At 72.7% G+C, this 14588-nt stretch carries 15 protein-coding genes; 6 read left to right on the top strand and 9 right to left on the bottom strand.

Translation table 11 applies throughout. From position 1 onward, the window contains the following. Positions 1–51: 51 nt before the first annotated feature. The 4 genes from HWD93_RS10455 to HWD93_RS10440 are packed head-to-tail and all read left to right on the top strand — an operon-like array spanning position 52 to position 3627. Positions 52–942, top strand: coding sequence for a CoA ester lyase (locus HWD93_RS10455; protein WP_261646785.1), 891 nt, complete (start codon positions 52–54; stop codon positions 940–942). A gap of 10 nt (positions 943–952) precedes the next feature. Further along, positions 953–1423 carry a DUF6264 family protein gene (locus HWD93_RS10450; protein WP_070417863.1) on the top strand — a complete coding sequence of 157 codons (471 nt, stop codon included), beginning with the start codon at positions 953–955 and terminating at the stop codon, positions 1421–1423. Positions 1424–1457: 34 nt separating this feature from the next. Beyond that, positions 1458–2708, top strand: coding sequence for an FAD-dependent oxidoreductase (locus HWD93_RS10445; protein ID WP_261646784.1), 1251 nt, complete (start codon positions 1458–1460; stop codon positions 2706–2708). A gap of 40 nt (positions 2709–2748) precedes the next feature. Then, the gene (locus tag HWD93_RS10440; RefSeq protein ID WP_261646783.1) at positions 2749–3627 is read left to right on the top strand and encodes an aldo/keto reductase; all 879 of its coding nucleotides are present in this window, start codon (positions 2749–2751) and stop codon (positions 3625–3627) included. A gap of 65 nt (positions 3628–3692) precedes the next feature. Here the strand turns inward: HWD93_RS10440 and HWD93_RS10435 are convergent, their stop codons facing one another. Both HWD93_RS10435 and HWD93_RS10430 read right to left on the bottom strand, forming a co-directional pair. Continuing rightward, positions 3693–4157: a hypothetical protein gene (locus HWD93_RS10435; RefSeq protein ID WP_261646782.1), complete on the bottom strand. Its 465-nt coding sequence runs from the start codon at positions 4155–4157 to the stop codon at positions 3693–3695. Between the two features lie 108 nt (positions 4158–4265). After that, positions 4266–5162, bottom strand: coding sequence for a polysaccharide pyruvyl transferase family protein (locus HWD93_RS10430; RefSeq protein WP_261646781.1), 897 nt, complete (start codon positions 5160–5162; stop codon positions 4266–4268). Between the two features lie 86 nt (positions 5163–5248). Here HWD93_RS10430 and HWD93_RS10425 point away from each other — a divergent pair, with 86 nt between their 5' ends. Then, the gene (locus tag HWD93_RS10425) at positions 5249–6214 is read left to right on the top strand and encodes an NAD(P)H-quinone oxidoreductase (RefSeq protein WP_261646780.1); all 966 of its coding nucleotides are present in this window, start codon (positions 5249–5251) and stop codon (positions 6212–6214) included. Here HWD93_RS10425 and HWD93_RS10420 read toward each other — a convergent pair. After that, complete coding sequence (locus HWD93_RS10420; RefSeq protein ID WP_261646779.1) at positions 6211–6843, bottom strand: TetR/AcrR family transcriptional regulator; 633 nt, start codon at positions 6841–6843, stop codon at positions 6211–6213. The two genes, HWD93_RS10425 and HWD93_RS10420, sit on opposite strands and share 4 nt — an antisense overlap. Before the next feature lie 80 nt (positions 6844–6923). On the opposite strand from HWD93_RS10420, the gene HWD93_RS10415 reads away from it, so the two are divergent. Continuing rightward, positions 6924–8366, top strand: a complete 1443-nt coding sequence (locus HWD93_RS10415) for a DHA2 family efflux MFS transporter permease subunit (RefSeq protein ID WP_261646778.1) — start codon at positions 6924–6926, stop codon at positions 8364–8366. A 39-nt stretch (positions 8367–8405) separates the two neighbouring features. On the opposite strand, the gene HWD93_RS10410 is transcribed toward HWD93_RS10415, so the two are convergent. The 6 genes from HWD93_RS10410 to HWD93_RS10385 form a co-directional block, all read right to left on the bottom strand. Further along, complete coding sequence (locus tag HWD93_RS10410; protein ID WP_261646777.1) at positions 8406–9176, bottom strand: amino acid ABC transporter ATP-binding protein; 771 nt, start codon at positions 9174–9176, stop codon at positions 8406–8408. Next, positions 9173–10051, bottom strand: coding sequence for an amino acid ABC transporter permease (locus tag HWD93_RS10405; RefSeq protein ID WP_070417856.1), 879 nt, complete (start codon positions 10049–10051; stop codon positions 9173–9175). The genes HWD93_RS10410 and HWD93_RS10405 overlap by 4 nt, the downstream gene beginning before the upstream one ends. 4 nt (positions 10052–10055) lie before the next feature. After that, positions 10056–10880 carry an ABC transporter substrate-binding protein gene (locus HWD93_RS10400; protein WP_261646776.1) on the bottom strand — a complete coding sequence of 275 codons (825 nt, stop codon included), beginning with the start codon at positions 10878–10880 and terminating at the stop codon, positions 10056–10058. Between the two features lie 83 nt (positions 10881–10963). Continuing rightward, a complete protein-coding gene (locus HWD93_RS10395; protein ID WP_261646775.1) occupies positions 10964–11461 on the bottom strand; it encodes a cupin domain-containing protein in 498 nt (165 codons plus the stop codon). Further along, entirely contained in the window at positions 11458–12828 is a 1371-nt protein-coding gene (locus HWD93_RS10390) for an amidohydrolase family protein (protein ID WP_261646774.1), read from the bottom strand. Before HWD93_RS10390 ends, HWD93_RS10395 begins: the two co-directional genes overlap by 4 nt. After that, entirely contained in the window at positions 12825–14513 is a 1689-nt protein-coding gene (locus tag HWD93_RS10385) for an adenosylhomocysteinase (protein WP_261646773.1), read from the bottom strand. The genes HWD93_RS10390 and HWD93_RS10385 overlap by 4 nt, the downstream gene beginning before the upstream one ends. Between the last annotated feature and the right edge of the window lie 75 nt (positions 14514–14588).

Raw genomic sequence — 14588 nt, 5'->3', positions numbered from 1 at the left:
CCGGCACCCACCGACGCGCGACCGGGCGCGCCGGTGTGGTACCAACGGGGCATGGCCATCGACGACCGCACCGCTCCCCCCACCTCCGCGCCGGAGTCCGCTCCCGCACCGAACCGGCGTCGATCGGTCCCCGCCGAGATCTCCCGTTCGTGGCTCCTCGTCTCCGGCACCGCGACCGATCGGTTCGAGAAGTCGCAGCGGTCCCGTGCCGACCAGATCATCCTGGACATCGAGGACGCGGTGGACCCCGCCGCCAAGCCGTCGGCCCGCCAGGGCGTCGCCGCGTGGCTGGCCGGTGGCGGCGAGGCCTGGGTGCGGATCAACGACGTGACGACGGACTTCTGGGCGGACGACGTCGAGGAGCTCCGCGGACTGCCCGGGCTGCAGGGCGTCATGCTCGCGAAGACCGAGTCCCCGGCGCAGGTCACCGACACCTGGCACCGACTCGGCGGCCAGACCCCGGTGATCGCCCTGGTCGAGTCGGCCCTGGGCATCGAGGAGTCGGTGTCGATCGCGAAGGCCCAGGGGGCGTTCCGGCTGGCGTTCGGCTCGGGCGACTACCGGCGGGACACCGGGACGAGCGCGGACACGCTCGCGATGGCGTACCCGCGGTCGAAGCTCGTCGTGGCGTCCCGCGTGGGCGACCTGCCCGGCCCGATCGACGGCCCGACGGTGGGGTCGTCGCACCCGATCCTCCGCGAGCAGTCACAGGTCGCGGTCTCGCTCGGGCTCACCGGCAAGCTGTGCCTCGACACCGAGCAGCTGCCCGTCATCAACGAGGTCATCTCCCCCACGCCGACCGACGTCGCCTGGGCGCAGGACTTCCTCGACGACTTCGAGGCCCGCGGCCGGGTCATCCGCGACGGCTCCGACCTGCCCCGACTCGGTCGCGCGCAGAAGATCCAGCGCCTCGCACAGGCGTTCGGCGTCGAGGCGCGGTAGGACTGCACCCATGACCTGGTCCAACGTGCCCGGCGGTCCGCCGCAGTCCTCACCCTCCGACCCCACCGGTGCCCAGCGGGCCACGTGGGAGCAGGGCGGCTCGACGCTGTTCCCGCCGGGGAAGCTCGCCGACCGGATCTCGACCGTGCTGCTCCTGGCGTTCGGCGCCGTCATGACGGTCGTCACCGCGGTCGTCGGGATCATCGCCGTCATCTCGGCGACGGCCACGTGCGACGCCGCCACCGGCTGCACCCCGGGTGGCTACATCGGTGGGACCGCGATCGCGGTCGGCGGTGCGTTCGTGATCGGCGTCGCCACGATCGTCTTGTCGATCGGCGCGTGGATCCGCCGTCGGACGTCGTGGTGGATCGCCGCGATCGGCTTCGTGCTCGCGATCGTGGTCATCACGTGGGGCGGCGTCGTCTTCGCGGGAGCTGCGGACGGCGGCTCGGCGTCCTCGTCGGTCTCCCCCACCGCCTGACGCCTGCGGCCCGGACCGGGGTAGCGTCCGGGGCATGGTGACGGTCTCGCGGACGACGGTCGCGGTGGTCGGTGGCGGCCCCGCCGGGGTCGTCCTCGGTCTGCTCCTCGCCCGTGCCGGCATCGCGGTCCGGGTCGTCGAGAAACACGACGACTTCAACCGGGACTTCCGCGGTGACACCGTGCACGCCTCGACGATCCGGCTGCTCGACGAGCTCGGGCTCGGGGAGCGGTTCGCCGCCCTGCCGCAGTCACGCCTCGACGACTTCTCCCTGCCGCTGCCGGACGGCTCGCGTGCGCTCCTCGGCGACTTCTCGCGCCTGCGCCCGCCGTACGACCACGTGGCGATGGTGCCGCAGTGGGACCTGCTCGACCTGCTCGTCACCGCCGCCCGCGAGGAGCCCTCGTTCGAGATCACGATGGGTCTCGCAGCCACTGGCACGATCGAGGAGAACGGCGTCGTGACGGGCGTGCACCTGGCGCCGTACCGCGATCCGGACGGCGTGACCGAGGAACTCCGCGCCGACGTCGTCATCGCCTGCGACGGCCGTGACTCGGTGCTGCGCAGCGCCGCCGGCCTGCACCCGCGGTCGTTCCCGGTGCCGTTCGACACGTGGTGGTTCCGGCTCCCCCGCGAGCCCGGCGACGCGACGACCGCGCTCGTCCCGGCGTTCTCCGGCACCGACGTCCTGCTCAGCTTCCCGCGGCCGGACTACCACCAGGTCGCGTACTTCGCGCCGAAGGGGTCGGACGCGGCCCTCCGCGCCGCCGGGGTCGAGTCCTTCCGGGCCCGGGTCGCGCGGCTCCGACCGGACTTCGCGGGCCGCGTGGACACGATCGCGTCGATGGACGACGTGCACGTGCTCGACGTCCGGATGGACCGGCTCACCCGGTGGTGGCGTCCGGGGCTGCTCTGCATCGGCGACGCGGCGCACGCCATGTCCCCGGCGGGCGGCGTCGGCATCAACCTGGCGGTGCAGGACGCGGTCGCGACGGCTGCGATCCTGGCGCCGGCGCTCGGACGGGGGCTCCGCGGCGCGGACCTCGACCGTGCCCTCGCCGCGGTGCAGCGGCGGCGCACCCCGCCGGCCGTGGTCGTCCAGACCGCCCAGGCGTTCCTGCACCGCGTGGTGTTCGAGCGGGCCTTCGCCGGGACCCTGCAGGCCGGCCCGCCGCGGCTCCCCGTCCTGCTCGCCCGGTACGTGCCGCCCGTCCGCGGCCTCTACGCGCGCGGGATCGCCTTCGGACCGCTCCCCGAGCACGCCCCCGCCTGGGCACGGCGCTGACCCTGGACACGACCCGTCCCTCCCGGCGCATGCTGGGGACATGAAGCAACGAGTCATCGGAGACGTGTCGGTCAGTGCCATCGGACTCGGCGGGATGCCCATGTCCATCGAGGGGCGTCCGGACGAGCGGCAGTCCATCGCGACGATCCACGCCGCGCTCGAGGCCGGCGTCACGCTCATCGACACCGCCGACGCGTACCACCTGGCCGCCCACGACGAGGTGGGGCACAACGAGTCGCTCATCGCGAAGGCCGTGCGGGAGTTCCACGGCGACACCTCGGACGTCCTCATCGCCACGAAGGGCGGGCACCTCCGGCCCGAGCCCGGCCCGTGGGCGCAGAACGGCCGTCCGGAGTACCTCAAGGAAGCGGCGAAGGCGTCCGCGAAGCGCCTCGGCGTGGACGCCGTCGGGCTCTACCAGTTCCACCGACCGGACCCGGCGGTGCCCTACGCGGACTCGATCGGTGCGCTCGCCGAGCTCCTCGACGAGGGCGTCATCCGGATGGCCGGCATCTCGAACGCCGACCCCGACCAGATCCGGACGGCGAACGAGGTCCTCGACGGCCGACTGGCCTCGGTGCAGAACCAGTTCTCGCCGAAGTTCCGCTCGAGCGAACCGGAACTCGCGCTGTGCGACGAGCTCGGGATCGCGTTCCTGCCGTGGAGCCCCCTCGGTGGCATCGCGAACGCCGCGGAGCTCGGCACCGCGTTCGAGGACTTCGCGTACATCGCCCGCGACCGCGGCGTCAGCCCGCAGGTCGTCGCGCTGGCGTGGGAGCTGCAGAAGAGCGACGTCGTCGTCCCCATCCCCGGGGCATCGCGTCCGCAGTCGATCCTCGACTCGGTGACGGCCGCGACCGTGAAGCTCCGTCCCGAGGACGTGGCCCGACTGGACGCGTCGCAGCCGGCGGCTGCGTAGACGACGCGACCCGCGCCTCCTGGACTGCCCTGGAGGCGCGGGTCGCGATCACGCGTCGGCACGCGTCAGGACTGGCAGACCTCCTGGAAGTCCTTGCCCGTCGTCTCCAGCTTCTGCAGCCCCTCGGTGAAGCCGGAGCTGGACAGCGCGGACGGGTCCTTCGAGGCCGCGAGGTCCTTCGTCATGCCGACGAAGTCCGAGAAGGCGCCCGCGAACGCGTCGGTCTTCGGCTTCACCTCGGTGTTGGTCACCTTGTCGGCGCTGTCCTTGAGCGTGGCGTCGAACTCGTCGAGCTTCGCCATCGCGGCCTCCGGGTCGCTCTGCAGCTCGGTGAGCTGCATCTGCATGCCCTTCGTGGCGTCGGTGACCTCGTTCGTGAACAGCTTGCAGGCCTCGGCCTTGGTCTGCGTCGGGGTCGGCGTCGACTTGGCGGCCGTCGTGGCGTCCGAGCCGGCGCCGCCGGCGGAGCAGCCGGCGAGGAGTGCGACGGCGATGGCGGCCGTGGTGAGCGAGACGAGCTTGGTGCGCATGGTGGTGGGTCCCCCCGGAGTCGTGCCCGCGACCCCGGGACGGGGTGCGGATCCGCGTCGAGGCTACATGGGAGATCCACAGGTGGACCGCGTTCCCGGTGCGGTCGCTCAGTGCCCGCTGCGGAGCGGCGCGGCCGAACGGAAGAGCCCCTCGACGAGTTCGTCGATCCGGGCGTCGGCGATCGCGAGGTCTCGTTCGCCACGTTCCCTCGCAGCGTGACGCCCGTCGGCGTCCAGGACGCTCGTCCACGGGGTCGGGTGGACGTCGAGGCCGACGGACTGGTGGTAGTCGCGGTACTTGAAGGCCGCTTCGGTGGCGGCGGGCGACTTCAGCGAGACGAGGGTCGCGGGCGTCCGCAGCGCGTGCGCGAGGATCACGCCGTGCATGCCGGAGCTCATCACGTGCTCCGCCGCACCGAGCTCGGCGAGCATGTCGGCGGGCGTCAGGGTCGCCGGGAGGAGGCGCACCCCGGTCGAGCAGATCGCGGAAATGGTCCGCCGCTCGATCGCGGTCATGTGGGACGTGAAGTGCGTGACGAGCACTGTGCCGCGACGGCGCTCCCGGGGCAGGCCCGGACGGAGCGACCGGACGAGGAGTCCCGGGTCGCCGATCTGGGTGGACTCCGGCAGGCCGAGCGCCGCCCGCGCGAGCGGTCCGCGGATCGCGAGGACGCGGTCGCGGACGGCAGCCGCACGGTCTGCGGGGATGTCCGGCGTGTGCAGGCCGGTCCCCCAGATCTGGCCGACGCCACCGCGCGTGAGGTACGGCACGATCGCGCTGCCGATCGCGACGACGTCCTCACGGCCGAGTGGTGCCCAGCGGACGCGCCGTCCGAGGGCCTCTGTGAGGACGAGCTCCGAGAGCTCGTCCCCGTGGTTCGTGAACGCTCGCCCGCGCCCGAGGGCAAGCCTGGACCACGCGGGGGCGTGGTCACGGAGTTCGTGCGCCAGCGTGCGGAGATCCCGACGGGGAGACCACCAGAAGGCGTTGATCGGTGTCGTCATGTGCTCTCTCTTCTACGCAAGTGCAATATAAGCATATCACATGCTAGAGGTTCCTCACCCTGCTCGTGACGCGTAACGTCGGGGGCATGCGAGCGATCACCTCCGAGAACGGCACCCTCGACCTGCACGACCTCCCCGACCCGGTCCCCGGTGCCGGCGAGGTCCTCATCGAGGTCGCGGCCGCCGGGGTGAACAACGCCGACCTGCAGCAGGCGGCCGGCAACTACCCGCCGCCTCCCGGGGCGTCGGACGTCCTCGGCCTCGAGGTCTCCGGCACCGTCCGCGCACTCGGCGACGGCGTCGAGGGGTTCGCCGTCGGTGACCGGGTCTGCGCGCTGCTGTCCGGCGGCGGCTACGCGGCACTCGTCGTCGCCCCGGAGACCCAGGTGCTGCCGGTGCCGGAGGGGATCGACCTCGTCGAGGCCGCGGGGCTGCCGGAAGCCGCGTGCACGGTGTACTCGAACGTCGGCATGCTCGCCGGGCTCCGACCCGGACAGACCCTGCTCGTGCACGGCGGCACCGGCGGCATGGGGTCGCACGCGGTGCTCTGGGCGAAGGCGCTCGGAGCGACCGTGATCGCGACGTCCGGGGGCGAGCGGAAGGTGCAGGCCTCCCGGGAGCTCGGCGCGGACCTCGTGGTCGACCACCGCTCGGAGGACTTCGTCGCACGGGCGCTCGAGTTCACCGGGGGCCGTGGCGTGGACGTGGTGCTCGACGTGGTCGGGCCGGACTACCTGGCGCGGAACATCGAGGTCCTCGCGCCGAACGGGCACATCGCCGTCATCGCCTCGGGCAGCGGCCGCACCGGCGAACTCGACCTCGGCGGGATGATGCGGAAGCGGGCGACGATCAGTGCGACGACCCTGCGTGCCCGGCCGCTCGACGAGAAGGCCGCGATCGTCGAGGCCGTCCGGTACAACGTCTGGCCGTTCGTGGCGGACGGTCGGGTGCGCCCGGTCATCGACTCGGTCCTGCCGCTCGCCGAGGCCGCCGAGGCGCACCGGCGGGTCCGGGACGGCGAGGTCGTCGGGAAGGTGCTGCTGACGCCCTAGGCACCCGCGGCCCGCTGGCCCCGGACGAGGTCGAGCACCTGCCCGCACTTCGCCCCGAACGTCGCGCGGAGCAGGTCGGCCGCGTCCGGGTCCTCGTCGAACCGCGAGGGCATGTCGATCGCCAGCATGATCGCGAAGATCATGCCGCTGCCGAGGAACCCCTGGACCTGGTCGTCGGCGATCCCGGCCTCGTCGCGCAGGAACCGGTAGATCTCGAGGAACCCGGCCCGGGCCGCGGCACCGATCGCCGGTTCGGCCCCGGAGACGAAGCCCTGCAGCAGGAGCGTGTGCAGTCCGCGCTCGGCGGCGAGGTCGACGAACTGTTCGCCGATGACGTGCGCCGGGGTGTCGTCGGGCCCGAGGTGGGCGAGGGTCTCGCGCCAGGCGTCGAGCAGGATGTCGAGGGTGTCGCGGAACACCTCGAGGAAGAGCGCCTCCTTCGAGCCGAACATCCGCACGACGTACGGCTGGCTGATGCCGGCTGCCGCCGCGATCTGGTCGGTCGTCGTGCCGTTGTAGCCCTGGCTGCCGAAGAGCCCGCGTGCCGCTTCGAGGATCATCGCGCGACGCTGCGCAGCGGGCATGCGGACGGCCGTCGCCGGTGCCGGTGCAGATGCCGGGGAAGTCATGGTTGACAGGTTATCAGTCGATTACTACAGTCGCCCTTCGTAAGTAATCATCCGATTACCAAACGGAACGGATCCCCACCATGGAACGACGCATCCCGGTCTGGCTCGCCATCGCAGCCGCATCCCTCCCGATGTTCATGGCGACGCTCGACAACCTCGTCGTCACCAGCGCGCTGCCCGCCGTGCACGCCGACCTCGGCGCCTCCGTCGAGGAGCTGCAGTGGATCACCAACGCCTACACGCTCGCGTTCGCCGCGCTGATGCTCTTGGCCGTCGGCCTCGGCGACCGGCTCGGCCGCCGGCACCTGTTCGTCGCCGGCATCGCCGTCTTCACCGTCTCCTCCGCGTTCGCCGCCGTGAGCACCGACCCGACCTCGCTCATCGTCTGGCGTGCGATCGAGGGTGCCGGCGCCGCCGCGATCATGCCGCTCTCCCTCACCCTGCTCGTCGGGAGCGTGCCCGACCGGCTCCGCACCGTCGGCATCGGCGTCTGGGGCGGCATCTCCGGCCTCGGCGTCGCCCTCGGCCCGCTCATCGGGGGCGCCGTCGTCGAGGGCTGGAGCTGGGAGGCCATCTTCTGGCTCAACGTCCCGGTCGGCATCGTCGCGATCCCGCTGGCCCTCTTCGCCCTGCCGAACACTCGCGGAGCCCGTGTCCGCGCCGACGTCGTGGGCGTGCTGCTCGCCGGCCTCGGCGTGCTCGGCGTCGTCTTCGGGGTCGTCCGCGGCAACGACGCCGGCTGGACGAGCGGCGAGGTGCTCACCGGCCTGGTCGGCGGCGGTGTCCTGCTCGTCGCGTTCGTGCTCTGGCAGGCCCGCACCAGCGCTCCGCTCCTGCCCCTCCGGTTCTTCCGCGACCGGAGCTTCGCCCTCGCCAACGTCGTCGCGATGACGTTCTCGTTCGGCGCGTTCGGTTCGGTGTTCATCCTCATCCAGTTCCTGCAGGTCGTGCAGGGTCGGACCCCGCTCGAGGCCGGCGTCTGGACGATGCCCTGGACCCTCGCGCCGATGGTCGTCGCCCCGCTCGCGGGCATCGTGGCACCCCGGGTCGGCACGCGGCTGCTCATCACCGGCGGCATGGTGTTCCTCTCCGCCGGGCTGTTCTGGATCGCCGGGACGATGGCCGCCGACGTCACCTTCACGACGCTGCTGCCCGGCTTCCTGCTCGCGGGCATCGGGATGGGCGCCGTGTTCGGTCCGATCTCGACGGCGGTGCTCGCGCGGATGCCGCAGCACGACCACGCGAAGGCCTCCGGCGCGAACTCGACGCTGCGCGAGATCGGCGTCGCGCTCGGGATCGCCGTCCTGACCGCCGTCTTCACGGGAGCCGGCGGCGAGCTCACCCCCACCGGCTACGTCGACGCGGCCCAGCCCGCCGTGCTGGTCGGTGCCGCCGTGGTCGCGGTCAGCGCGGTCGTCGCGGCGTTCCTGCCCGCTGGACGCTCGGCACACGTCCCCGAGACGGTCGCCGACGACGGCCTGGAGGCGCGGCTCACCCCCGCCGCGCCGGCCCCCGTCGCGTAGGCGGTCGCGTTCGCGGCCTGCGGGCCCCGGGCGGGCGCGTCAGGCGTGGACGCGGGCGAGGAACTCGACGAGCGCGGGGTGCTGGGGGGCGTCGAGGACCTCGGCCGGGGCACCCTGCTCGACGACCTCGCCCTGGTGCAGGAACACGATCCGGTCGGCCACGTTCCGCGCGAAGTGCATCTCGTGCGTGGTCATCAGGATCGTCGAGCCCTGCCGCTTCAGCTCGGTCACCAGGTCGAGCACCTCGCCGACGAGCTGCGGGTCAAGGGCACTCGTGACCTCGTCGAGCAGCAGGAGCTCGGGGTCGGACGCGATCGCCCGCACGATCGCCACGCGCTGCTGCTGGCCGCCGGAGAGCCGGTCCGGGTAGGCCCCGGCCAAGTCCGCGAGGCCGATCCGCCCGAGGAGCCGCCGGGCGGTCTCCTCTGCCTGCGCCCTGCCGACGCCGTGCACCTGCCGGGAGGCGAGGGTCACGTTGTCGAGCACGCTCATGTGCGGGAACAGGTTGAACTGCTGGAACACGACGCCGATCCGGGCCCGGGTGGCGTCGACGTCGATGCGGGGATCGGCGATGTCCGTGCCCTGCAGCAGGATCTCGCCGTCGTCGATGCCCTCGAGCAGGTTCACCGTCTTGAGGAGCGTCGACTTGCCGGAGCCCGAGGCCCCGATGACGCAGATGACCTCGTGGCGGTGCACCGTCAGGTCGATCCCGCGCAGGACCTCGTGCTCGCCGAACGCCTTGCGCAACCCGCGCAGCTCGAGGACGGCGGCCGACGTGTCGGGGGTGAGCCGCGCCTCCTGGCCCGTCATACGGTCCCTCCGATCTGCTCGCGCCGCTGCTGGCGACGCGCGATCGCGTCCGTGACGCGGATCAGCGGCAGGCTGATCACGACGAAGAGCAGTCCGGCGACGAAGTAGGGCGTGAAGTTGTAGGTCTCGGCCTGGGCGATCTGCGCGGAGCGGACCGCGTCCACCGCGCCGAGGATCGACACGAGACCGACGTCCTTCTGCATCGACACGAAGTCGTTCATGAGCGCGGGCGTGACCTTGCGGATCGCCTGCGGCAGCACGACGAGGCGCAGGGTCTTCGCGTGCGACAGCCCGAGCGACCGGGCGGCGAGGCGCTGCGAGGGGTGCACGGCCTCCATGCCGGCGCGGAGCACCTCGGCGATGTACGACGAGTACGTGAGCACGATCGCGATGGTGCCCCAGACCTCGGCGGGGAGGCGCGGGAAGACCCCGAGCCCGGGGATCCCGTAGCCCACCAGGTACAGCACGATGATGAGCGGCAGACCGCGGAACAGGTCGGTGTAGCCGGTGGCGAGCATCCGCAGCGGGAAGAACACGGGGCTCCGCAGGCCTCGGACGACCGCCAGCAGCGTGCCGAACACCGCGACGCCGATGGCGCTGAAGAACAGGATCCGGATGTTCAGCCAGAGGCCCTCGAGGATCGACGGGAACGAGTCGATCGCGGTCTGCGGGTCGAAGAACGACTGCTGGACCGCGGCCCAGCCGGGGGTGTTCACGACGCCGAAGTAGACGACGGCGATCACGACGAGCGTCGACGCGACGGACACCACGATCGACCGGCGTCCGCGCTGCCGACGGTAGAGCCGACGCTCCAGCTCGACCTGGCTCGGCGCGGCTGCGGCCACCGGGGTGCCGGCGCCTGCTGGAACGGTCATGCGGCTACTTCAGGACGGGGGTGTCGGTCTCCGAGGAGAGCCACTTGGTCTGCAGGTCCTCGAGCGTGCCGTCCGCCTTGAGGGACTTGATCGCCTTGTCGACCTTGCTCGTCAGTTCGGAGTCCTTCGGCAGCACGAAGCCGAACTGGTCGCCCGTGCCGTCGGACGGGAACTGCGCCGAGACCGTGCCCTTGCCGTCGAGCTGCGCGCCGGACATGTAGAAGGCGGTCGGCAGGTCGGTCACGATCGCGTCGATCTGGCCGGACTTGAGCGCGAGGACGGCGTCGTCGTTCGAGTTGAAGACCTGCGGGGTGACCCCGAGGACGTCCTTCACGCTCTGGATGCTCGTCGAACCGGTCGCGACACCGATCGCGTCCTGCTTCAGGGCCGCGATGGTGGTGTCGTCGGCGGCCTTCGAGGACTGCGTCGTCACGACCGCCTGGGTCGTCGTGTAGTACGCGCTCGACATGTCGACGGCCTTCTTGCGCTTGGCGTCGATGGAGAACTGCTGGACGTTGAGGTCCCAGTCCTTCGGGCCGGGAGCGATGGCGCTGTCGAAGGTGCTCCGCTTCCAGACGACGTCGGACTCGTCGTAGCCCATCTCCTTCGCGACGGCGTAGGCCACGGCGGCCTCGAAGCCCTTGCCGGACTGCGGCTTGTTGTCCTCGACCCAGGGTGAGTACGCGGGCTGCCCGGTCGCGATGGTGAGCTTGCCGTCGGTGACGGTGCCGTCGGCGTTGCCGCTGCCGCCCGCCGAGCAGGACGAGAGCGCGAGTGCGGCGACCGCAGCGGTCGCGACGGCGATGGTGAGACGGAGGGATCGGGTCACGGTCGGGCCTTCGTGCGAGGGGGTGGGGGCAGGACGAAGTGTACTTCGCGCTGGGATACCAACGCGAAACGGATGTCTCGCGACTACTCGGCGAGCGTGAAGTCGTCGAACGAGAACCCGGGCGACACCAGGCAGCTCAGCAGCACCTCGCCGTCGCCCGGCAGGGTCCGCTGCCACACCCCGCCGCGCACGAACGCCTGCGCGTCGTTCACCCGGTCGCGCCCGGCGTCCGGGCCGAGCGTGATCGTCGCACCGGGCTCGGGCTGCTCGCCGTCGCCACCGAGCTGCAGGTCGACGCTGTCCGGCCCGTGCCACATCCAGATCTCGTCGCTCGTGACCCGGTGCCAGGCCGAGGCCTCACCAGGGGGCAGCAGGAAGTGGATCAGGGTCGCGGCGGTCCGGTCGCCCGCCGGCGTCGACACCGTCGCGGGCGAGGTCCAAGTGCGGACGTACCAGCCGCCCTCCGGGTGCGGCTCCATGCCGAGGGCGACGGCGCGCTTCGGCACGTCGAGCCACTCGATCAGGGTTCCGTCGACGGTGCGACGGGCGGCCATGCCCGGGCGGGGTGCGGTCTCGGTCATGATTCCTCCAAGGAACGATCAGGTGGGGCGGGCGGGCCGGTCAGCGCACCGTCGACGGCCCGGACGACACCGCGGACCACGGTCGCGACGGCACGGCCGGCACCGTCCTCGACGAGTTCGGCGAGGGCGTCCGGCACGGTCCGGGCGTCGACGTCGAAGACGGCCAGGTCGGCGCGTGCCCCGACGGCGAGGTGCCCGATCCGGTCCGGCCCGACGGCGAGCCCCATGGCGTGCGCGCCGCCGAGGGTCGCCGCGGCGAGCAGTCGTTCGTGCAGGTCGCGGTGCCCGTAGCCCTGCGACCGGGCGATCCGGTGCAGCGCGGTGACGTCGGCCATCAGGTCGAGGGACGGCGACGACGACAGCGAGTCCGTGCCGATCGCGATCGGGCTGCCCTCGCGCAGGTAGTCGGCGACGGGTGGCGGATCGAGCCCGATGACGGCGTTCGAGCGCGGGCAGAGCGCGACGGCGGTCCCCCGCGCGCGCAGCAGTGCCCGGTCGGCGGCGGTCATGTACACACCGTGCGCGATGTGGCAGTCGGGGCCGAGCACGCCCAGCCGGTCGACGAACGCGGTCGCGCTCGCACCGAAGCCGAGCGCGCGCATGGCCCGGAACGACGGCACGTTCGCCAGGTGCCAGTCGTTGCCGTGGCCGACGCCGTCGACTCCCTCGAGCCCGGGCACCGGCCCCAGGGCGACGCGCTCGCCCTCGAACGCTGCCTCGCCGAGGTGCAGGTGCAGCCGGAGACCGCGCTGGCGCACGATGTCGGGGAGTTCGAGCAGCGGGGCGACGTCGAGCGAGTACGGCGCGTGCGGGGAGAGCCCGGCGCCCGGGTCCGTCGGGATCCGCTCGAGTTCGGCGAGGACCTGGTCGCGGCCGTGGGACTGCCAGGCCGCGTTCTCCCAGTCCATGACCTCCCAGTAGGCGATGCCGCCGAGGCCCGCTTCGGCGAGCACGGTCGACGCCTCGATGTCCGTGACGACGTCGGCGATGCTCGTCACACCGGCGAGGATCGACGACGTCGCGCCCGCTGTCGCCTCGGCGTGCCAGTCGTGCGGCTCGGCGTAGTCCTCGTTGAACGCGCGGGCCCAGTCCTCGAAACCGCTGTACTGCCGCTGCCCGACACTGGCCATGCCGGTGTACTGCAGGTGCGAGTGCGCGTTCACGAGACCGGGGAGGAGGGCACCTCGCCACGGCCGTTCGGTGAAGGGCACGCCGGAGCCCGCGAGCTGGTCGACGACCCACGACCGGTCGCCGACGTGCAGGATGCGGCCGTCCTGCACCGCGACGGCGCCGTCGGCGATGGGCGGCGCGGTCATCGGCACGACGATGCGCGCCGAGTGGACGGTGACGGGGTGCCCGGCGGTCACGACGGGTCTCCGAAACGGCGGGTCCGGACGTCGGGCTCACGGTCGGCGGGGTGCTCGGCGAGGGGCACGGGAGGCGCGGCTGGCGCTCCGAACGCGGCGAGCGCCGCGCGGGCGGTCGCCTCGTCCACCGCGGGGTCGATCGGCACGACGGCACGGTCGAGTTCGTCGCCCCGTTCGAGGAGCATCCGGACGGCGCCGAGCTGTGCGGCGAAGGACAGGTCCATGATCTCGATCGGGTTGCCCTCGGCAGCGGTGATGTTGATGCAGCCGCCGCCGTCGAGCACGATCGGGCCGCCGTCCGCACCGGGGAACACGAGTCGCTCGGCCTTCGGACCCACCGGGACCCGCTCGGCGCCGGCTGCTCGGGCGTCGTCGAGCGCCACCTCGTGGTCGACGCCGCCCGCGACCGCGACGACCGTGCCGTCCGCGCACGACCGCAGCGCGCGGAGGTCGATCGTGTCGGCGGCCCCCGTGGCGCTCATCACGAGGTCGGCGTCCTGCACCGCCTCGGCGAGGGGTGCGACGGCGTAGCCGGCGAAGAGCGCCTGCAGGGCGCGGACCGGGTCCGTCTCGGCGACCGTCACCCGCAGACCGAGTGCCGTGAGCACCAGGGCGACCCCCTCGCCGACGTGGCCGAACCCGGCGACGACCGCCGTGCCTCCCGGGAGCACGCGGTGCGTGCCGGACGGGAGCCGGTCGAGCAGGTCGAGCACCGCGAACACCGTCGACTGCCCGGTGCCGTACCGGTTGTCGAAGAAGGTCTTGGTGCGGGCGTCGTTCACCGCGACGACGGGGATGCCGAGCTCGCCGCGCGCCGCCATGGTGCGGAGCGGGCGGAGGCCGCTCGTCGTCTCCTCTGCCGCGCCGAGCATCGTGGGCAAGAGGTCCGGCCGCTCCTGGTGCGCGAGACGGATCACGTGCGAGCCGTCGTCGAGCAGGACGTGCGGCCGGGTGTCGAGCATCGCGAGGGCGAGGGCCCGCTGCTCGGGGAGCGAGGCGGCACTGCTCGCGTACACGGTCAGCCCGGCTGCTCGGAGCGCGTCGGCCACGGCGTCGTCGGTCTCGTCGGCGTGGGCGTAGACGACGACCTCGGCGCCGGCGTCGCGGAGGAGCAGGCTCAGCACGGCGGTCTTCGGCTCGAGGAACATCGCGACGCCGATCCGGGTGCCACGGAGGAGTCCCCCGTCGCGGAGCTCGGCGGCGACCGCTCGCGACACGGGCATCGACCGGCGGGCCCAGCGCAGGCGGGCCTCGGCGGCGGGGTCGTCCTCGGGGTCGCGGCCGGTGGAGACGAGGAAGACGTCGTCGGAGGTCATCGGCACCGCGAGGACCCCGGGGCGGGCGATCGTGACCGGGCCGAAGGCGTCCTCGTCGACGGCGGGGAGGTGTCGTCCGGCGTCGACCACGACGAGGGTCGCACCCCGGGGACGGTCGGCTTCGCGCTCGATGACCGGCGTGGAGTCCTCCGGCGAACCGGCGCACCACAGCTGGTCGACGGGTTCGTGGGGCAGCGCCTCGCGGGCGCCGAGCCCCGTCAGCAGGGAACGCAGCGCCGCGGTGTCGCGGGGGTCCCCGCCGACGATGCGGAAGCGGCGCGCGGCGACGAGGAGGTTCGTCGCGCTCGCGAAGCGTCGGACGGCCGCCGAGGCCCAGGCGCGGGTCTCGGGGTCGGCTCCTGGCGGCATGCCCCAATCGTAGGGCGAGCGGGTGGCGTGCCCGTGTCCGGCGGGTGGCCGGGTGGCGCGCCCGCGTCCGGCGGG

Origin of the sequence: Curtobacterium sp. C2H10 (assembly GCF_025407985.1) — a bacterium.
Lineage (GTDB): Bacteria > Actinomycetota > Actinomycetes > Actinomycetales > Microbacteriaceae > Curtobacterium.
This window is presented reverse-complemented; position numbering and strand designations above follow the sequence as displayed.